Consider the following 20,921-nt stretch of genomic DNA (forward strand, 5'->3'; position numbering starts at 1 on the left):
TTAGTTTATGATTCGGAATCCTTCGTTTCTTGTTTTCTTGAAAAAGCTTTCTGCGCTTCTTGAATCTCAAGACGAATAGAAGACATTTCTTCATCTAATAAAAACGCCGCTTCCGCTGCGCGTTGCAAGCGTATTTTAATATCTTCAGGAAAACGTCCACTATATTTATAATTTAAAGAATGCTCAATTGTTGCCCAAAAATTCATTGCTAACGTGCGTATTTGGATTTCTACCAATACTTTTTTTTCTCCCTGAATCGTTTGAACGGGGTAACTAATGACAACGTGATAAGAGCGATAGCCGCTATCTTTCTTTTGCGTGACATAATCACGTTCTTCCACGATTTCAAAGTCATTTCGTTTTCGAAGATATTCTACAACAGGCTTAATCTCATCAACAAATTGACACATCATTCGAAGGCCCGCGATGTCTTGCATATCTTCTCTGAGCCGATCCAGCGGTACATTTCTTTTCTCCGCTTTATCAATAATACTAGCAACCGACTTTACCCTTCCTGTTACAAACTCAATTGGAGAATGCTCTGTTAACATTGCAAATTGAGTACGCATTCCTTTTAGTTTCACTTTCAGCTCTGCCACCGCTTGATGGTAAGGTGCTAAAAATTCTTCCCAATTTCGCTTCATTTCAACCACCACCAAAATCAATCCATTTGCTTATAGAAATACTTTTTCTACAGCAGTTACTAGTTCTTCTCCGTAATTTGCATTACCTTCAATATTTTCAACTAAATATTCTACTTCTTCTTTTAAATTTTCTAATTCCATTTCAACGTCATTCACACGAACGAACATTACTATATCGTTATTCATCGCTTCATGCATTGCTTCCCAGCATGTGTGCGGAATACTTACATAAATGAAAGATGATTCGTTTTCTAAAATATATAAAAATGATAAATTGTCTGAGTCGACAAGTACGTGATTACGCGCACTTAACTCCTTTACCTCTATTTCATTATTTTCCGCACAAAAAATAAGCGCATTCTCTCTCTTTTCTACGCTCTTAACTTGAATTTTATTTTGCATGCTCTAACTCCTCCATCTCAACTTCCTGTCTTACTTAACAGTATTATTGTATCATAACATGGACGCAAACAAATAAAACATTGAACCAAATTTATGAAAAAGCGATAATGTGTAAAGAATTATTTTTTAAAAGGAGCGCGCATACAATGACACAAGAAATTGAAATTGAATTTAAAAATATTGTGACAGAAGAAGAATTCGATACATTATGTAAATCATTCTCTATTGAAGTATTTACGAAACAGGTGAATCATTACTTTGAAACACCAGGCTTCTCATTAAAAGAAGCTGGCTCTGCACTTCGTATTCGTCATAAAGGCGAAATTTATACATTAACATTGAAACAACCTGCAGAAGTCGGCTTGTTAGAAACGCATCAAGTCGTAACAGAAGACGAAGCAAGAATGATGATGGAAACAAACGTAATCATTCCAGGGACTGTAATGGATCAACTACACAAATTACAAATTCCTGTTTCCACTTTAACTTATATGGGTAGTTTAACAACTGAAAGAGCCGAAACACTATTTGAAGGCGGAACGCTTGTCTTTGATCATAGTTTCTATTACAATCACGATGATTATGAAATTGAATTTGAAGTGCAAGATGAAGAAACAGGAAAAGCTGCATTTATTCATTTATTAAAACAGCACGACATACCAATCCGTCATACAAATAATAAAGTAAAACGCTTTTTCCTTGCCAAACAAAACAAAGCACGCTAAAGTGAAAATTCCACTAGTGAATACGTTCTACTAGTGGATATATCTCACTTTTTAAAAGGAAAAGATTCTTTTACATTTGAAAAATAAGCAAAGAACGTTATGAAGGCTGTTTATTTGCCCTCTAGAACATTCCATTGCTACAATAGATATACATTTCATGGAAAAAGGAGTTTATAAAGGATGAGCAAGCAACCGATGACACCATTTGAAGCAATTGGCGGTGAACAATGCATTGCAATATTAGTAGACACGTTTTATTCCTATGTCAGTAAACACCCTGACCTATCTCCCATCTTCCCGGATGATTTAACAGAAACCGCTAGGAAGCAGAAACAATTTTTAACGCAATATTTAGGTGGTCCTAATTTGTACACTGAAGAACATGGTCATCCTATGTTAAGAGCACGCCATCTTCCGTTTGAGATTACTCCAAAACGAGCAGAGGCTTGGCTATCATGTATGGAGCAAGCAATGGATGACACAGGAGTGCACGGTCATATAAGAGAGTTCGTTTTTGAACGTTTAGCGTTAACCGCTCAGCATATGGTTAATACTCCAAACGAAACAGGTGAAGTGTAATGGATAAGCAGGAAGCAAAGCATATAAATATGCCATCTCCTTCCGCATGTGAGCATAAGTCTGTAGAAGCATATTTATTTATTGATCCACTTTGTAAAGATTGCTGGGAAATTGAGCCCTTTATTATTAAACTATGGCTTGAATACGGGAAATACTTCTCTATTCGTCATATCGTAACAGGAAAAGTGGACGGAACGAACGCTTCCTCACACAAATGGAATAAACCTGCTAATATTCGATTTGTGTGGGAAAAGACAACAAGTTTACAAGGTTTTTCATGTGATGGAAAGGTACATATGCAAGAAGCATCGTCAACACCATATTTAGTTTCGATGGCAATTAAGGCAGCGGAGTTACAGGGCCGAAAAGCAGGTTCGAAGTTTTTACGAAAACTCCAAGAATACATTTTCCTTGAAAATGTATCAAACCCTGACTGCGAATTATTACTTGCCTGTGCAAGAGATAGCGATATTGATGTAGAAGAATTTAAAAAAGACCTACATTCCGCTAGCGCAAAAAAAGCTTTCCAATGTGACTTGAAATTTACAAATGAGATGCATATTACAGAAATACCTTCTCTCGTATTCTTTCATGCAAATTCAGATGAAGAAGGTATTAAAATCGCTGGAACATATTCCTACGACGTATACGTACAATTATTGAAAGAACTTGTAAAATGTGAAATCGAGCCAGAACCATTACCACCTTTAGAAGTGTTACTAGAAGCAACGCAATTTATATCTTCAAAAGAAGTAGCATTTATATATGACTGCTCGCAGCAAGAAATCGAGCGTGAACTGAAAAAATTACAACTGAAACGAAAAGTACAAATGATTGACGTAAAATGTGAGCGTTATTGGAAATGGATAGCAAAAGAAGAAGACCTGGTGTAAAACACCAGGTCTTCTTCTTTACGGCTTATAAAAATATTAAAGGGGATGGGAGAAATTTTCACGTTCAAACAAAGGGGTATATGTTTGTATGTGAATTCGTTCACGCTTATTATATTACAAGATTCGACGTCAGATGACAACCCCTTTTGTCGAATTTCACACTTTTGTCACATTCTAAACGTTTTCATTTCTGAATAAGCTATAAAAAAGCTATTTTGGAGGTGTTCTGTATGAAAAAAACATATATTTTACTTATCTTACTAGCTGTCATCGTTTCTTTTTTCTTGTACATCCTCTCTCTACTACAAGCTTTTCCTAAAATTATTGCCTTCCCTCTTTTATTTGGAGTCATTGTCATCGCTCTCTCTTATTTCAACCATAAAAAACGATTTAAAGGGTTTTAACTACAAAAATCACCTGTAAAACTGCCTTCTAATTTAGAAAAAAGAAAGAAATTCACCTTATTCTTTCGACAAATATCGACAAAAATATTTAAAACAAAAAAGACGAGGGAAATTCCTCGTCTTTACAATTACTTCTCTTCAAATAATAATGCTTCTAATTCATTTAATTTCTCTTCAAATACTTGTAGCGCTTCTTTTACCGGTTCTGGAGATGCCATATCTACTCCAGCTTTTTTCAGCACTTCAATTGGATAATCTGAGCTTCCTGCTTTTAAGAACTCATTAATGTAACGTTCTACTGCTGGTTGCCCCTCTTCTAAAATTTGTTTAGATAAAGCCGTTGCTGCACTAAATCCTGTTGCGTATTGGTATACGTAATAGTTGTAGTAGAAGTGCGGAATACGAGACCACTCTAAACCAATTTCTTCATCGATTACTAAAGCATCACCGAAATATTTCTTATTTAAATCATAGTAGATCTCCGTTAACATGTCTGGCGTAACCGCATGTCCTTCTTGTACTTTCTTATGAATAATATGCTCAAACTCTGCGAACATCGTTTGACGGAATACAGTACCACGGAATCCTTCTAAATAATGATTTAATAAGTATAGACGCTCTTTCTTATCTTCTGTCGTTTTTAATAAATAATCGTTTAGAAGTGCTTCATTACAAGTTGATGCTACTTCCGCAACGAAGATTGAATAATCACCGTATACGTGCGGCTGCGTCTTTCTTGTATAGTAACTATGCACGGAATGACCGAACTCATGAGCAAGTGTATATAAATTATTTACATTATCATGCCAGTTCATTAAAATATACGGATTTGTTCCATATGCACCAGATGAATATGCTCCGCTTCGCTTTCCTTTATTCTCATACACATCTACCCAGCGATTTTCATATGCTTCTTTTAAAATGTCAACATACTCATCACCAAGTACATTTAAAGACTTTAATAACATGTCTTGTGCTTCTTCATACTTCACGTTCATTTTCACTTCTGGTACAAGTGGTGTATATAAATCATACATATGAAGCTCATCAAGTCCTAGTGCACGCTTACGAATATCAATGTAACGATGTAGCAAGTGTAAATTATCATGTACAGATTCAACAAGTTGATCATATACCGCTTCAGGAATATTATTATTACTTAATGCCGCTTGACGTGCAGAATCGTATTTACGAACACGCGCATTGAAATTATTACGTTTCACAGCTCCGCTTAACGTACTTGCAAATGTGTTCTTATATTTTCCGTACGTTTCATATACAGCTTTGAATGCATCTTCGCGCACACGACGATCATCACTTTCTAAAAACTGAATGTAACGACCATGTGTAATTTCCACTTCTTCTCCATCCTCACCTTTAATAGATGGGAATTTCAAATCCGCATTATTCAACATACCAAATGTATTACTTGACGCACTCATTACTTCAGATGCTTCTGCTAATAGAGCCTCTTCCGCTTCAGATAATACGTGCGGGCGTTGACGCGTAATTTCTTCTAATGCATGTTCATATACACTTAAGTCTCTATTTTCTGTCAAGAATGTTTGCAGTGTATCTTCTGAAATCGATAAAATTTCAGGCACAATATATGCTGTGCTACTAGATACTTGTGAATATAAATTTGTTGCGCGGTCATTTAACGCTTGATACACAGAGTTTGTTGTATCTTGATCGTAACGCATATGTGCATATGTATATAGCTTACCTAATCGCATTGAAATTTCGTCTTCATATTGCAATGCTTCAAGTAAATTGTTCGCAGAGTCACCAAGTTTCTCTTTAAATTCAGTTAACTTCGGTAATAGCTCTTTAATAGCTTGGAATTCTTTTTCCCATTCTGCATCTGTTTGGAAAATATCTTCTAATCGCCACGTACTTGATTCTTCAATTTCTTTGCGATCTGGTAATGTTTTTACTGTGTTTTGTTCAGACATCCTTTAAGCCCTCCTTTAAATATCTCTACTTACATACAATTCGATTTTTTCTTATGTAATTCCTTCACGATCAGTCTTTATTATATCCCCTTTTCCTTCTCTCATGTTGTACTTTGCCTCAAATAAAGATAAGGCATACGCTAAGCAAATTTCATCATATTTCATAACTTCCTCCTCTGTTTTTAACATAACTACCTCTCTTTTTTTCCGGTACTTATAAGTCCCTACTTTCTGCAATACACCTGTATAACATAAAAATGTCATATATTCAGCAACTGCTACTTTCCATATATGCCGTGAAAAGTACGGGAGCATGCGCCTTTTCACATACGTTTTCACATAACTACATACATATTGAAGGGAAATACAATCCCCTACCGCAAGCTCACCTATACACTTTATATATAGAAAAGCTTGCCATATAAATGGATTTGTTTGAAAAGCAAATGAGGACGGGAGTGGCACACCGATTTCAGAAGGAAAATTTGCTGGGGTACATTTACATTGATATAAGAGGCGTAATAGTGACTTATGATTGTAATTCCAAATCGGCAGCGCATTTTGCCGAAAATAGCTCTTTCGCTTTTTCCATTCCTCACCTAATGTTTTTTTTCGGAAAGAGACGGGAGAAAAGAGCATTTCAAAAGTAGTCGTTTCAGTTGGTAAGTAGATAATATGTGAGAAAGAGACGCTTGTAGAAAATGAAGTGAGAAACGCGCATTTCATAAATAATTTTTGTTTCGAACAGAAGAAAATAAGAAATGGCTGAGGATAAGATTGTAAGGAGAAAGCCATAAGTGAGGAGAATTTCATCCAATATGCTGATTGCCTTTTCAATTGATTTCCACCAATGATCCAAATGACCTGTATACCAGCTCGCCAATACGAATAGGTTCGTTTGTACAGCTGCTCTATAGAGAGATTAGCGCATTGATATTCAATCGCAATTGTTCTCCCTGCTCTCTCTATGAAAATATCTGGTCGTTGCTGAATTTCCGGAAGATAGTGCTCTATATACACAGGAAAGTTTTGACGTTTGAACCACCTATATAACAATTCTTTACCGTGCATATGATACATAGATTCTGCTTCATAAAAGGCAAGACACGCGTCCATTTTCTTATGAGCAAAATGCCAACTTTTTTGTTTCCCTAATTTCATTTGCACTTCCTTCCCGCAAGCTATGCAAAAGAAGCTTTCCATTTTACGCATACGATGTAAAAGCTCTTCATCATGATGATAGAGTAGATGAATTTTTTCTCCGTTTTCTCTTTTGGCGATAAACATCGGAATCACACCCTTTCAGCTCCTTATATTCTACAATTTATTACAAATTCCTTTTAAAAAAGAGATGTCCCAATTTCGGACATCTCTTTTTATAATAAAGGTGATAATAATCGATACGTCGATTCAACAATTCGTCTATGAAGACGCCTTTTATGAAAACGATCGACATGAATTTCACTTGATTCTTCTATATCCTCTTTATAATCTTGAACAAGTTTTCGAATGCTGTCTGTATCATATAAAAAGGCATTTACTTCAAAGTTCAAATGAAAACTTCTCATATCCATATTAGCAGTCCCAATTGAAGCTAAATCAGAATCCACAATGACAACTTTACTATGGAGAAAACCTTTTTCGTATTCATATATCTTTACCCCTGCATCTAAAAGCTCTGGGAAGTACGATCTCGATGCGTAAAAGACGGTGCGCTTATCAGGCTTACTTGGCATTAACAAACGGACATCAATACCAGCAAGTGCCGCTACCTTTAATGCGGATAAAATATCATCATCCGGAATGAAATACGGCGTCGCAATCCAAATGGATTTCCGCGCAGAAGCAATCATGGCAAAGTATAAATGTTTAATTGTTTCCCATTTATTATCTGGTCCACCTGCAACGAGCTGTACGCCTCCCCAATGATCACCCTCAACTGCTTTCGCTTGTAAATATTCAGGGGCCAGCACAGCCTCACCAGTCATATAAAACCAATCTTGAAGGAAAATAAGTTGCAAGCTTTGAACAGCTTCACCACGCAAATATAAATGCGTGTCTCGCCAAAAACCGAAATATTTATCCTTTCCTAAATATTCATCACCAATATTTAATCCACCGACAAACCCTTCGTTTCCATCAATAATAACGATTTTCCGGTGGTTTCGATAATTAATCTTATCGTTTAAAATCGGAAAGCGCACAGGGAAAAACGGAATCATTTCTACTCCTGCATCATTCAATTCTTCAATATATGAATTCGATAATCTAAAACTTCCAACCGCATCATATAAAAAACGAACGACAACACCTTCTTTTGATTTCTGTATTAAAATATCTTTAATTTCTGTTCCAAGCTTATCATCACGCACAATGTAATATTCCATATGAATGTGGTGTTTCGCTCGTTTTAATCCATCTAAAATGGCCTGAAACGTTTCATCTCCATTTGTTAATGTTCTCGTTTCAGTTTGAAATGAAATATTTAAAGCGCCTAAGCGGTCCGCTAAACGAAATAACAGCTCTTGATGCTTATGATTGCGCAAAATCCGTTCTTCGTAATCTTCATGCCCCTTATATTGTAAAAATGCTTGTTCATCGAGCAACGCCTTCTTTTGGAACATTCTCTTCCTCCGAAAGTTCTGTCCAAATAATAAATAAGCGAAGAATCCAAATACCGGAAAAATACCTAACACAATGAGCCATGTAAGTGTTTTAGACGGATGACGGTTCTCTAAGAAAATAACGCAGCCAATTAAAAATGCAGACACCGTAAATAAAATACTAATAATACCTAAAATCGAAACATCTTTTATCCCAATTACATCCGAATAAAATGCTACATCAATAAACATACGTAACGAAACAAATAATGCGAACAATAGTAGAACAAAGAAAATCAACTTTAATGTATTTTTCATCTCTTACCTCCTTACTAAGAAAGCTTTCCTATTCTTCATATAAAAAGCCGATTTCATACTACAGAAATCGGCCTACGTTTTAGCAGGAAAATTATTGCGAATTGTTTCAAGCGCACGCTCTTTCACAATTTGTTTCCCATACTCACTTACACGATGAATTGTTAAAGTTGATTCTTCTCCGTATTCTAAAACAATACTTAAAATACGATCAATTTCTTCTTCATCATGTAGCACTTCATCGAATTCCACATATACATAATAGCGGTTCTCAAATGAATACAGCTCATCTTTTATATCTTCAAAGATAAGACGGTGGCTTAATGAAATGACATCTTCAAAATCATTAAACTTAATTAAAAAGCCAAACGTACCATCTTCGTTAAAGTTTGTTCCTGCTTGTTCTTCTACCTCTTCCACTAATTCTTGCTGGAATAATGATTCAATGCCTTCATCTAGAGGAATGTCTATAATTTTATCTACACCTATTGGTAGTTCTAGCTTTTGTCCATCCTTTGAAAGCTCTGCTTTCGTTACAAGTACTTCAATCCCTTTATCGACTGCTTGCACTTGAATCCATAACGGTCCATCAATAAAGAAATCATCATGATCACGAGCTTCGTCCATCATCTCCCAAAAGAGCTCTTCACTTCGTTCGCGGTCATACCAAATTTCTTCACGATTAAACCCTCTATCCTCTATATCAATGTACGTAATAAAAAATTTCATCGTATGGTCATTAATTCTTTCAATATCCAAAATACAACTCTCCCTTCCTGCTTAGAATTGTTATGAAGGGATTCCCCACTCATATGACAAATCAATAGATTCTTGTACTCTCATTTTATGATAAGATTCTCCAGAATGGAAATAAAATCGATTTATTTTACAAAAATAGTTATATGCCTATCTTCATTCGACCACCTACACAAATATATCATTATAGCGATTTCTCACTTATGAAAAATTTGGACATACATTTCCCCCCTCCCCCGTACACTGTAATAAAGTGAAACTTTTATTAGAGAAGATTATTTAGTCTCTCTTCACCACATACATACAGTTCGCTTATTAAAACTTCATAAATGGAGGCAGACGAATGGACTTAGAGTTTTTAACATCTGTACTAATGATTGTCGGTATCGATGTTGTATTAGGTGGTGACAACGCAATCGTCATCGCACTAGCTAGCCGAAATTTACCTGAATCGAAACGAAATAAAGCCATTTTGATTGGTACTCTTTTAGCAATCGTACTAAGAATTATCCTTACTATACTAGCTGTCTATTTACTCGACATTCCATTTCTACAACTTATCGGGGGCGTTTTACTTACATTAATTGCAGTGAATTTACTAACTGATAATAGCAACGATCTTTCTGCTATTCAGGGGAAAACAACTTTATTTCAAGCTGTGCGTACAATTGTATTCGCGGATCTCGTTATGGGGTTTGATAACGTTATTGCCATTGCAGGTGCAGCTCACGGAAGATTTTTACTCGTAATAATCGGCTTACTCATTTCTATCCCGATTATTATTTGGGGTAGCAAACTTATTTTAATACTTATGGAACGCTTTCCATTCCTCATTTATTGCGGAGCAGCGATTCTCGCCTATACAGCAGGAAAAATGGTTACACATGAAGACAGGCTTGCAACGTTCTTTCATAATAATCCAAATTTCACCACAAGCATGCCTTTCTTATTCATTTTCACTGTTCTATGCATCGGTATTATCGTGCAACAAGTTCGATTACGAAACGTGAAACATTAAAAAAAACCTTCTACTATATAATAGGTAGAAGGTTTTCATATTATTATAATTAATTTACAAGACGCTGTGCTTCACGTAATTGGAACGTTCTTACTGTACGTGGTAAGAAACGGCGGATTTCGTCTTCATTGTAACCTACTTGAAGGCGTTTCTCGTCAATCATAATTGGACGACGTAAAATCCCTGGATAGTCACGAATCATCTTATATAAATCTTGAAGTGGTAAAGACTCTAAATTTACATTTAATTCTTGGAAAACTTTTGAACGAGTAGAAATAATCTCATCCGTTCCGCTTTCTGTCATACGTAAAATCTCTTTAATTTCCTCAATCGTTAATGGATCTGAGAAAATATTACGTTCTGTATAAGGAATATGATTTTCCTCTAGCCATAATTTCGCCTTTCTACAAGACGTACAGCTTGGAGAACTATATAATGTTACCATACAAAGCTCACTCTCCTTAAAGAGTACAAATTCTGTACTAATTACAGTTTAAATTTCTAAATTCAGCAATTTTTTACAATACCTTGTCTTATAACAAAGTGCAAAAAATCGCATTTCATGTAAGCAACAACTTTTAGCAAACAACAATTACTTTTAATAAGTAACTTCTATAATCATTATACAATAGATTTTGCAAGAAATATACAGTAAATTTCCTTCTAATTGAGAAAACTCATCCGTGTATTCCACTGCTATGTAACATAATTACACTAACTTCAGCTGTACTTGAACAATAACCTTCAACCCTCTTAATACTGGCTTGTCATAGATTTTTCATGTGATATACAGTTATTTCCCCATAATCTTCTCTATGAAAAAGAGAACGTTTTCTTACCTTTTCTTGATAAATCAATTAAGATATGTAAGACTATACAAGTGAGAATCAAAAGGAACACTTGTTCTTATTTTAACAAACATCCTCATCCATGTCTATACGATTTCTAAAATAAATCAATTATTTTTCTGACATTTCTTTCTTTTTTATCTTTTATCTCATACAATAAACATACAGACAGGCAAAGGGGGAATTTTCAAATGATTGCTTTTTTTATTGATTTTGTCACCGTTGCTGCCCTCATCATCGGAATCACAGCATTGATTGGTGTCATTACAAATAGCATTGGTGAAAAACTCTTTGGCGGAAAAGAAAAGATGAAGTTTGTTAATAAAAGTTTGGATGTACAATCCGGCTGGAACCAAGTTGGGGGGAAAGGTATTTATAAGAAACGTACGTATTAAAAAAAGCAGGTAATCACCTGCTTTTTTCTTATTTCTCTACTGACGCCCATTTAAAGCTTAAATCGCCGCCATATTTATGGTTGTACATATTTTTAATTGATTCTCTTTGTAAGTATGCTCTACCACGTTGATATACTGGAACAATCGCAGCATCATCAAGTAACATTTTCTCTGCTTCCAGTAAGTTTTTCCAACGAGCATTTACATCACTTCCATCTTTCTTCGCTTTCATGATAATTTCATCATATTTCGGATTAGAGTATTTCATTTTATTTTGTGATCCGTCCGTTACGAACATATCAAGGTATGTAACTGGATCTGGGAAGTCTGCACTCCATCCAGAGAATGACATCACATAATCGCCCGCATCTTCTAGTTTTAGTTTTTGCGCAAATGGTTGTTGTTTAATTTTCACTGTTAAACCTGGTAAATTCTTTTCTAATTCACCTTTTAAATATTCACCTGTTTTCTTCGATAATTCAACATCTTCATTTAATAACTCTAATTCGATTTCATTTTTACCAAGCTCTTTTTTACCAGCTTCCCAATATTTCTTCGCTTCTTTCACGTTTGGTTTTACAATATCTCCATTTACAGCACGGAAGTCTTTCTTATCTGGCCCTTTAATGAAGTTATCAGGAATTAATCCTGTTGCTGGCTTAGAACCGTTATTTAATAATGTATCAACGAACGGCTTACGTTCAAAAGCAAGTGAAATTGCTTTACGAATATTTTTATTTGCTAAAGCTGGGTCTTTTTGATTTAAACGAAGGAAGAATACAGATGTATCTTCTACCGTTTGGAAATCTGGTTTTCCTTTATATTTATCGATGAACTCTGCTAATAACGTCGCTCGATCGACTGCGTTTGTTTCATATAAATTAATTGGCGTAGACGTATCTTTTACAATATTAAAGTTTACTTCCTCAATCTTCACTTCTTTATTGTCCCAATATGACGCGCTCTTTGTCATTTTAAAGCTACGTTCATGTTGCCAATCACTTAATGTAAATGGCCCGTTATAAAGTGTTGTATTCGCTTCCAAACCAAACTTCGTACCTTGCTCTTTCACAAACTTTTCATTCACAGGATAGAAGATTGGATATACCATTAAATCTACAAGGTATGGAATTGAATTGTCTAATTCCACTTCTAATGTATGATCATCAATCGCTTTTACGCCTAATTGATCTGGACTCATCTCTTTTTTATTAATTTTCTCTGCATTTTTTATATCATACATAATGTACGCTGATTTCGCAGCTGTATCTGGGTTAATCGCTCTTTGCCATGCGTATACGAAATCCTTCGCCGTCACAGGTTCACCATTTGACCATTTTGCGTCTTCACGTAATTTAAATGTATATTTTTTACCGTCTTCTGACTTTTGGAATTCCTTCGCTACACCAGGAACTAGCTTATCATCTTTTCCTAAACTGTATAAGCCTTCCATCGTATTAGTCATTACTCTTGAAGAAACTGCATCAGCTGATAACGCTGGATCCATCGTTGGAATTTCTTGTGTTTCAATTAAGTTAATAACTTGCTTTGCACCGCTTTTCCCGCTATCCCCTTTTGCGTTCGCTTGCGGCTCATCTTTTTGGTAGCTACATGCCCCTAACATCATGCTCATCGCTACTGTTGATACTACAAAAACTGGCATCTTTTTTTTCATACTTCCACCCTCCACAAAAAATGTTAGCCCTTTCATTTTCAAACAAAAAGAAATATATATATGTTCTAATAATTCATATTATACACACAAATATATTTTTTGTATATTTATATTTCTATTTCATTAAAATTTTCTGTTAAAAAATAAACCTTTGTAAACGTTTTATATTGCCGTTTTTCCTTACTTAAGTGTTAAAAATAACTATTTTTATATTTTTCTAAATTATCAGAGAAAAATATAATTTATATCTTATAATACTTTACGCATAATTATCCCCCTCTTTTTATCATAAAATAGTGCTACCTTCATATTAAAGATATGTAGGTTAAAATGAGTGCAAAGGATAAGAAAGTATGTTACGATACACTTTGCTAAAAATAGATATCGGTAAAGAGGGGACGGGACATGACAGCAATTCAAGCAAAAAACGGGCCGACAGAGAAATTAAGTTTATTCTTATTAACATGGCCTATTTTTCTAGAAGTTTTTCTATTTATGTTAATGGGGATCGCTGATACTTTCATGTTAAGTGCATTATCAGACGATGCTGTATCCGGGGTTGGTGCAGCGAATCAATACCTCCATATCGCTATTTTGGTACTTGAAGTCATCGGGAACGGCGCAGCTATCGTCGTATCTCAATACCTCGGTTCCAAACGTTTTATGGAAGCATCAAAAATATCAGCTTTAGCCGTCACATTAAATTTAGTGGTCGGACTCATTATAAGCGCTGGTTTTCTATTATTTTCAAAACATATGATGATGGCAATGAACTTACAAGGCGATGTACTCATGTATGCGCAAGGCTATTTATCCATCGTCGGAGGCGCTATTTTCCTTCAAGCTATTATTAATTCATTAGCCGCAATTATCCGCGTACATGGCTTCACAAAGCAAGCGATGTTTATTTCACTTGGAATGAATATTATTCATATCGCTGGAAACTACGTACTCATTTTTGGGAAATTTGGTTTCCCAGAGCTCGGTGTACAAGGGGCTGCCATTTCTTCTGCTGTCAGCAGATTAATCGCACTTATCGTTTTCTTCTGGTTACTGTACCGCGTTATGGAATACCGTGTGAAATTACAATATTACTTCACCTTATCTAAAGAATACATCGGGAAAATTTTAAAGATCGGGATTCCATCTGCATTTGAGCAGGTTATGTATCAAGCTTGCCAAATTGTCTTCTTATACTATGCAACATACTTAGGAACGGAATCATTAGCGGCTAGACAATACGCTACGAACATTTCTATGTTCACTTATTTATTTGCTATTGCGATCGGTATGGGAACAGCCATTATTATCGGACGCCTCGTTGGCGGTGGCGAAAAAGATGAAGCGTATGAACGCGTATGGAAAAGTGTGAAATGGGCTATTGGCGTCACTTTATGTATGGTCGCTCTCGTTATTACATTCCGCACACAATTAATGGGGCTATTTACAGATAATCCGCACATTATTACATTAGGTGCGTCAGTTCTTTTACTAAGTGTCCTACTAGAAACAGGGCGTACAATGAACATTGTCATCATCAATTCACTTCGTGCAGCTGGTGATGCAAAGTACCCTGTTTTAATCGGTGCATTCTCTATGGTATTAATGAGTTTGCCACTCGGTTACTTTTTCGCCTTCCATTTAGATATGGGGCTCGTTGGTATTTGGCTAGCGATTGCTATCGATGAATGGACACGTGCCATCATTATGTTCTTCCGCTGGAAAAGTAGAGCGTGGGAACGTTATGCACTCGTTAAACCTGCAGAACAAGAGGAGAGTGTTTCTGTTCAGGCACAGTAATACTCCTTTAATTAAGGTGTATTCATTGGTAAAGGAAACTTATATCTGCGATTCTTTAAATATATCGACTTACCAAGAAATGTTGACAAATCTATTATATAGTAGAAAAAAAGCCAATCTTCCGTAACGGAAGATTGGCTTTTTTATTATTGATAAATCTCTTTATATTTCTTATACTCTGCTTCAGAACATAATACGAAATGTCCTGGGCGAATTTCACGCATTGTTGGTGCTTCACTACCATAATCATGTTGTGATGGATCGTATACGATACGTTTACGATTGCGCTCATAATCTGGATCTGGAAGCGGAATTGCTGATAATAGTGATTTCGTATATGGATGAATTGGATTCGCATATAACTCTTCACTTGTTGTTAGCTCAACGATTTGACCACGGTACATTACGCCGATGCGATCACTAATGTATTTTACCATTGATAAATCATGGGCAATGAATAAGTATGTTAAACCTTTTTCCTTTTGTAACTTTTTCAGTAAGTTTACAACTTGCGCCTGGATTGATACGTCAAGTGCTGAGATTGGCTCATCGGCAATGATAAATTCAGGTTCTACAGCAAGTGCACGAGCAATACCGATACGTTGACGTTGTCCACCTGAGAATTCATGCGGGAAACGGTTTGCGTGCTCTTTATTTAAACCAACTGTGTTTAATAATTCATGAACACGGTCCATACGCTCTTTTTTGCCTTTTGCTAGTCCGTGAATATCAATACCTTCTGCAATAATATCCCCTACTGTCATACGAGGGTTTAATGATGCATATGGATCTTGGAAAATCATTTGCATTTTACGGTTGAACTTCTTCAGCTCTGCGCGAGATTTTTTACCATGTACATTTTCACCATCGAACAACACTTCACCAGCAGTTGCATCATATAAACGAATAATCGTTCTTCCAGTTGTTGATTTACCACAACCTGATTCTCCTACAAGACCAAATGTTTCTCCGCGATAAATATCAAATGAAATATCATTAACCGCTTTGACAACACCACCACTCACGTCGAAGTGCTGCTTTACATTTTTTACTTCAATTAATTTCTCACGTTGTTTAGTCATGTTGTTCACCTGCTTTCATTTGAAGAATGCGTTTTTCAACAACTGCCGGCGGTCTTACTTCTGGAGCTTGCTCGTGAAGTAACCAAGTTGCCGCATAGTGTGTATCACTTACTTTAAATAAAGGTGGGTCCATTTCAAAATCAATTTTCAGTGCCTGTGGGTTACGTGGTGCAAAAGCATCTCCCTTTGGCGGCTTTAATAAATCTGGAGGCGTTCCAGGGATTGCATATAACTCTTCTTCTGAACCATCTAAACTTGGCATAGATGCGATTAAGCCCCAAGTGTACGGATGTTTTGGATTGTAGAAAATTTCATCAACCGTTCCAATTTCAACAACTTTACCAGCGTACATAACTGCTACGCGGTCCGCAACGTTTGCCACTACACCTAAGTCATGCGTAATGAAAATGATTGCCGCTTCTGTTTTTTGCTGAATGTCTTTCATAAGCTCTAAAATTTGCGCCTGAATTGTAACGTCTAGCGCTGTTGTCGGCTCATCGGCAATTAATAATTTTGGGTTACAAGCTAACGCCATCGCAATAACTACACGCTGTCTCATACCACCTGAGAATTGGTGAGGATATTGTTTTAAGCGCGCTTCTGGATTTGGAATACCTACAAGGTCGATTAATTCTAACGCAACTTTACGTGCATCTGCTTTACTCATCCCTTGGTGTTTAATAAGGCCTTCCATAATTTGATTTCCAATTGTCATCGTTGGGTTTAATGATGTCATTGGATCTTGGAAAATCATCGCGATATCTTTCCCGCGCACTTGTTGCATTTCTTTTTCTGTTAATTTCGTTAAGTCACGACCTTCAAATACGATTTCACCGTTTTTAATACGTCCTGGAGGATTCGGAATTAATCCCATTAAAGCTTTAGAAGTAACTGATTTACCAGAACCAGATTCTCCTACAATCGCTAATGTTTCTCCTTTTTTCAAATCAAAAGTAACACCGCGTACAGCTTGTACTTCACCTGCATGTGTATCAAAGGAGACTTGCAAATCTTTTACCTCTAGCAATGTTTTCATTTTTACTTCTCCCCTCTTTTACTTACGCATTTTTGGATCTAACGCGTCGCGTAATCCGTCTGCCATTAAGTTGAATGCTAAGATTAACATACTGATGACAACCGCTGGGATGAACATCATATGTGGATACGTTTGAATTGATTTATAGCCATCGTTTACAAGAGAACCAAGTGATGCGAATGGTGGCTGAATACCTAAACCGATGAAGCTTAAGAACGCCTCACCAAACACTGCTGTTGGAATTGTAAACATTGTCATTACGATAATTGGTCCCATTACGTTCGGGATTAAGTGTTTTACAATTAATTGTGTGTTTGTTGCACCTAATGTACGAGATGCTAATACATATTCTTGATTTTTTAATTTCAGGATTTGTCCACGAACGATACGCGACATCCCTATCCAACCTGTAATCGCCATTGCTAGTGTAATTGACCATATACCAGATCCCATAATGATTACCATTAAAATAACGATGATTAAGTATGGAATACCGTTAATAATCTCCATAATACGTTGCATAATATTATCTACTCTACCGCCATAGAACGCTGAAATACCTCCATAAGCAACCCCAATTACTAAGTCAATCGCCGCTGCTAAAAGAGCGATATATAACGATACGCGTGTACCTTCCCATGTTCTTGTCCATAAATCACGTCCAAGATCATCTGTACCAAACCAGAAATACTCTTTAATGTCACGTTTTTCATATTGGTCAACACCATATTGATCTGTACCGTCAAATGGTAGCCAATGAACATTTTCAATAACAGGAATTTTCGGTGGTAATTTCGCACGACCTAAGTCTTGTTCTTTATAAGAATGCTTACTTACCATCGGTCCTAAAACTGCTAGTAATATAATAAACGCTAATAAAATGAAACCGAACATTGCCCCTTTATGTTGGAACAAACGTCTTCTTACATCTTGCCAAAACGTTAAGCTTGGACGGGCAATGACTTCATTATCAACATTATTTTGATTGGCTTGTTGAAATAAATCTGGAGATAATTTTTGTACATCTTTCATCATTTTTTCCCTCCCGCTAAACGAATACGAGGATCAATAATTCCGTATAAAATATCAACAATGAAAATAACTAAGATGAAAATCGCACTATAGAAAATTGTAGTTCCCATAATAACTGTATAGTCATTCACTGTAATAGATTTAACGAACTGTTCCCCCAGTCCTGGTACAGCATATATTTGCTCAATAACTAATGTCCCTGTAATTAATCCTGCAACCATTGGTCCTAGAATTGTTACAACTGGAATTAATGCGTTACGAAGCGCGTGTTTAATAATGATAACGCCTTGGCTAATCCCTTTCGCTTTCGCTGTTAAAATGTAGTCAGCTTGCATAACTTCAATTAACTCTGCACGAGCAAAACGTGCGATTGTTGCGATAACTGCCATCGATAAAGCGATTGTAGGCATTACTGTAAACTCTGGTCCTTTCCAGAATGCTACTGGGAACCATCCGAGTTTTACCCCTACGAAATATTGTAGTAATGCAGCAAATACGAACGATGGTACCGACATCCCGAGTACGGAAATAATTGTCGCCCCATAATCGACCCACGTGTTGTTACGAAGTGCCGCAATGATTCCTAAAATTAAACCGATAAATGTTCCTAATATAATCGCTTGTAAACCAAGTTGCGCTGATGGTCCAATACGATCCACAATCATATCTGTTACTGGACGGTTATCATATTGGAATGATACCCCTAAATCACCTTTTGCTAAGTTACCTAAGTAACGTGCATATTGAACTGGTACTGGATCATTTAAACCATATTTTTCAAGAATGATTTCTTTTTGTGCCGGTGATAGTTTCTCCTGGTTTTTAAGCGGAGAACCCGGAAGTAATTTCATCAAAAAGAAAGTCAGTGTAGTAATTAAAAATAATGTCAAAGCCATGTACACGAAACGTTTTAATACATAACGTCCCATAGTCAAGCACCTCCCCGTTTTTCTCAAAAGCAATAAGATAGTTTAAAATATTCTTACTTTTATTTTTTTAAAATAAGAGCATATGCCCATCATAGGCATATACCCTTATTCATGATGGAAACCATTTTTAGTTTTTGAGTTCAACCCACTTATAGCTAAATTCTCCGCCATATTTATGTTCTAATATGCCAGTAATTGAGCCACGTTGTAAATAAGCTTTTCCTGGTTGATATACTGGAGCAATCGCTGCATCTTCAAGCAGTTGTTTTTCTGCTTGTAATAATGCATCCCAGCGAACTTGTACATCAACTTCTGTTTTCGCTTTTTTAATTAAATCATCATACGCTGCATTTGCGTAATTTACTTTGTTTTGCGCATTACCTGTCGTATACATTTCAAGGAATGACATTGGATCCATATAATCTGGACTCCATCCCGCGTATGACATTGCGTAATCTCCACTTGCTTCAAGTTTTAATTTTTGTGCAAATGGCTGCATTTTTGTTGAAACTGTTAAACCTGGTAAGTTCTTTTCAAATTGGCCTTTTAAATACTCTCCAATTTTTTTAGCATCATCAGTATCAAAGTTTAATAGCTCTAACTCTACTTTGTCTACACCAAGTTCTTTTTTACCAGTTTCCCAGTATTTTTGAGCTTCTTTAGTATCCTCTTTTATAAGCTTTCCGTTCTCTTCACGGAAGTCTTTTCCATTCGGACCTTTTGCTAAGCCTTTCGGAACAAAACCATATATCCCCTCTGAACCATCGTTTAAGATCACTTTTCCGATATTTTCACGTTCAAAGGACATTGCAATTGCTTTTCGGATATTTTTATTTGCTAAAAATTTATTCTTTTCATTTAAGCGAATAAATTGTGTAGATGGTCTCTTAATCGTTTTAAAGTCAGCATCTGATTTGTATTTATCTACAAACTCTGATGTTAACACGACACGATCAATCGCTTTCGTTTCATATAAATTTATAGCAGTTGAACGATCCTTAACAATATTGAAGTTTATTTCCTCAAGTTTTACTTCTTTATTTTCCCAATACGTTGGATTTTTCTTAAGTTGGAAACTTTGTTCATGCTTCCATTCATTTAATACGAATGGACCATTATAAAGTGTCGTATTGGATTCTAATCCAAATTTTGCTCCTTGTTCTGTTACAAACTTCTCATTCAAAGGATACAATGTTGGATAGACTGTTAAACTTACAAAATAAGGAACAGGGTTATCTAATTCCACTTCAAGTGTATGATCATCAATTGCCTTTACACCAAGTTCTTCAACTGGTAATTCTTTTTTGTTAACTTTCTCCGCATTTTTAACATCAAATAGTATGTAAGCAAACTTGGCACCCGTGTTTGAATCTACAGCTCTTCGCCAAGAATAAACGAAGTCTTTTGCTGTTACAGGTTCACCATTAGACCATTTCGCATCTTCACGTAACTTAAATACATACTTTTTGCCATCCTCTGATTTCTCATAAGATTTAGCGACACCTGGAACAAGCTTATCGTCTTTACCCAGACGATATAATCCTTCCATTGTATTATTCATGATGTTAGAAGATGTTGCATCTGTTGATAACGTCGTATCCATAGTTGGGATTTCAGCTGTCTCGGTTAGATTTAAAACTTGCTTGTTTGAGGATTTTTCTTTTGCGCCTGCTTTATTATCCTCTTTTTGGTAACTACAAGCTCCTAACATACTGACAGTCAACGTCGATGCAAGTAATAACGGTATCTTTTTCTTCATGTTGTGTTGCCTCCCCTAATTGCACTTCCTGTACCCTCACTTGTAAAAATGTAGAATTGAAAGAATAATCT

The 20,921-nt window shown here is 36.0% G+C and carries 20 protein-coding genes; 7 read left to right on the plus strand and 13 right to left on the minus strand.

What is annotated here, in order from left to right:
• Positions 1 to 5: 5 nt before the first annotated feature.
• Together yjbM and DN393_RS05060 are read right to left on the minus strand one after the other, a co-directional pair.
• Positions 6 to 644 carry a GTP diphosphokinase gene (gene yjbM, locus DN393_RS05055; RefSeq protein ID WP_064476808.1) on the minus strand — a complete coding sequence of 213 codons (639 nt, stop codon included), beginning with the start codon at positions 642 to 644 and terminating at the stop codon, positions 6 to 8.
• A 30-nt stretch (positions 645 to 674) separates the two neighbouring features.
• Entirely contained in the window at positions 675 to 1,046 is a 372-nt protein-coding gene (locus DN393_RS05060; RefSeq protein WP_001179996.1) for a UPF0738 family protein, read from the minus strand.
• A 146-nt stretch (positions 1,047 to 1,192) separates the two neighbouring features.
• Between DN393_RS05060 and DN393_RS05065 the strand changes: the two genes are divergently transcribed.
• From DN393_RS05065 to DN393_RS31415, 4 genes are all read left to right on the plus strand, one after another.
• Positions 1,193 to 1,771 carry a CYTH domain-containing protein gene (locus tag DN393_RS05065; RefSeq protein ID WP_064476809.1) on the plus strand — a complete coding sequence of 193 codons (579 nt, stop codon included), beginning with the start codon at positions 1,193 to 1,195 and terminating at the stop codon, positions 1,769 to 1,771.
• Positions 1,772 to 1,951: 180 nt separating this feature from the next.
• Positions 1,952 to 2,350 (plus strand): globin domain-containing protein, encoded by a 399-nt coding sequence (locus tag DN393_RS05070; RefSeq protein ID WP_000043382.1) that lies wholly within the window; start codon positions 1,952 to 1,954, stop codon positions 2,348 to 2,350.
• Complete coding sequence (locus tag DN393_RS05075) at positions 2,350 to 3,243, plus strand: ClpXP adapter SpxH family protein (protein WP_064476810.1); 894 nt, start codon at positions 2,350 to 2,352, stop codon at positions 3,241 to 3,243. Before DN393_RS05070 ends, DN393_RS05075 begins: the two co-directional genes overlap by 1 nt.
• 230 nt (positions 3,244 to 3,473) lie before the next feature.
• The gene (locus DN393_RS31415) at positions 3,474 to 3,647 is read left to right on the plus strand and encodes a hypothetical protein (RefSeq protein ID WP_046957017.1); all 174 of its coding nucleotides are present in this window, start codon (positions 3,474 to 3,476) and stop codon (positions 3,645 to 3,647) included.
• Positions 3,648 to 3,775: 128 nt separating this feature from the next.
• Here the strand turns inward: DN393_RS31415 and pepF are convergent, their stop codons facing one another.
• The 4 genes from pepF to mecA form a co-directional block, all read right to left on the minus strand.
• Positions 3,776 to 5,602 (minus strand): oligoendopeptidase F, encoded by a 1,827-nt coding sequence (pepF, locus tag DN393_RS05080; RefSeq protein ID WP_064476811.1) that lies wholly within the window; start codon positions 5,600 to 5,602, stop codon positions 3,776 to 3,778.
• A 51-nt stretch (positions 5,603 to 5,653) separates the two neighbouring features.
• Positions 5,654 to 6,898, minus strand: coding sequence for a competence protein CoiA (locus DN393_RS05085; protein ID WP_064476812.1), 1,245 nt, complete (start codon positions 6,896 to 6,898; stop codon positions 5,654 to 5,656).
• Positions 6,899 to 6,978: 80 nt separating this feature from the next.
• Positions 6,979 to 8,523: a cardiolipin synthase gene (locus DN393_RS05090; RefSeq protein WP_000799207.1), complete on the minus strand. Its 1,545-nt coding sequence runs from the start codon at positions 8,521 to 8,523 to the stop codon at positions 6,979 to 6,981.
• A gap of 72 nt (positions 8,524 to 8,595) precedes the next feature.
• Complete coding sequence (gene mecA / locus DN393_RS05095; protein WP_000350712.1) at positions 8,596 to 9,279, minus strand: adaptor protein MecA; 684 nt, start codon at positions 9,277 to 9,279, stop codon at positions 8,596 to 8,598.
• Between the two features lie 340 nt (positions 9,280 to 9,619).
• Here mecA and DN393_RS05100 point away from each other — a divergent pair, with 340 nt between their 5' ends.
• On the plus strand, positions 9,620 to 10,294 hold the full coding sequence (locus tag DN393_RS05100) for a TerC family protein (RefSeq protein ID WP_000362605.1): 675 nt from the start codon (positions 9,620 to 9,622) through the stop codon (positions 10,292 to 10,294).
• 49 nt (positions 10,295 to 10,343) lie between these two features.
• Here the strand turns inward: DN393_RS05100 and spx are convergent, their stop codons facing one another.
• Entirely contained in the window at positions 10,344 to 10,739 is a 396-nt protein-coding gene (gene spx / locus DN393_RS05105; protein WP_000258267.1) for a transcriptional regulator Spx, read from the minus strand.
• Between the two features lie 594 nt (positions 10,740 to 11,333).
• Between spx and DN393_RS05110 the strand changes: the two genes are divergently transcribed.
• Positions 11,334 to 11,537, plus strand: coding sequence for a hypothetical protein (locus DN393_RS05110; protein ID WP_000559978.1), 204 nt, complete (start codon positions 11,334 to 11,336; stop codon positions 11,535 to 11,537).
• Positions 11,538 to 11,565: 28 nt separating this feature from the next.
• Here DN393_RS05110 and DN393_RS05115 read toward each other — a convergent pair whose 3' ends face one another.
• On the minus strand, positions 11,566 to 13,212 hold the full coding sequence (locus DN393_RS05115; protein ID WP_088048326.1) for a peptide ABC transporter substrate-binding protein: 1,647 nt from the start codon (positions 13,210 to 13,212) through the stop codon (positions 11,566 to 11,568).
• A gap of 405 nt (positions 13,213 to 13,617) precedes the next feature.
• On the opposite strand from DN393_RS05115, the gene DN393_RS05120 reads away from it, so the two are divergent.
• On the plus strand, positions 13,618 to 15,012 hold the full coding sequence (locus DN393_RS05120; RefSeq protein WP_098103598.1) for an MATE family efflux transporter: 1,395 nt from the start codon (positions 13,618 to 13,620) through the stop codon (positions 15,010 to 15,012).
• Positions 15,013 to 15,158: 146 nt separating this feature from the next.
• On the opposite strand, the gene DN393_RS05125 is transcribed toward DN393_RS05120, so the two are convergent.
• The 5 genes from DN393_RS05125 to DN393_RS05145 all read right to left on the minus strand — a co-directional run bounded on the left by DN393_RS05125 (position 15,159) and on the right by DN393_RS05145 (position 20,850).
• A complete protein-coding gene (locus DN393_RS05125; RefSeq protein ID WP_064476815.1) occupies positions 15,159 to 16,094 on the minus strand; it encodes an ABC transporter ATP-binding protein in 936 nt (311 codons plus the stop codon).
• On the minus strand, positions 16,087 to 17,130 hold the full coding sequence (locus DN393_RS05130) for an ABC transporter ATP-binding protein (RefSeq protein ID WP_000854348.1): 1,044 nt from the start codon (positions 17,128 to 17,130) through the stop codon (positions 16,087 to 16,089). Before DN393_RS05130 ends, DN393_RS05125 begins: the two co-directional genes overlap by 8 nt.
• A gap of 18 nt (positions 17,131 to 17,148) precedes the next feature.
• Complete coding sequence (gene opp3C, locus DN393_RS05135) at positions 17,149 to 18,165, minus strand: oligopeptide ABC transporter permease (RefSeq protein ID WP_064476816.1); 1,017 nt, start codon at positions 18,163 to 18,165, stop codon at positions 17,149 to 17,151.
• Entirely contained in the window at positions 18,162 to 19,091 is a 930-nt protein-coding gene (opp3b, locus tag DN393_RS05140) for an oligopeptide ABC transporter permease (protein WP_063224613.1), read from the minus strand. The genes opp3C and opp3b overlap by 4 nt, the downstream gene beginning before the upstream one ends.
• A gap of 127 nt (positions 19,092 to 19,218) precedes the next feature.
• Complete coding sequence (locus DN393_RS05145; RefSeq protein ID WP_064476817.1) at positions 19,219 to 20,850, minus strand: peptide ABC transporter substrate-binding protein; 1,632 nt, start codon at positions 20,848 to 20,850, stop codon at positions 19,219 to 19,221.
• Positions 20,851 to 20,921 lie beyond the last annotated feature (71 nt).

It is taken from the genome of Bacillus sp. BPN334 (assembly GCF_008368885.1).
Taxonomy (GTDB): domain Bacteria; phylum Bacillota; class Bacilli; order Bacillales; family Bacillaceae_G; genus Bacillus_A; species Bacillus_A wiedmannii.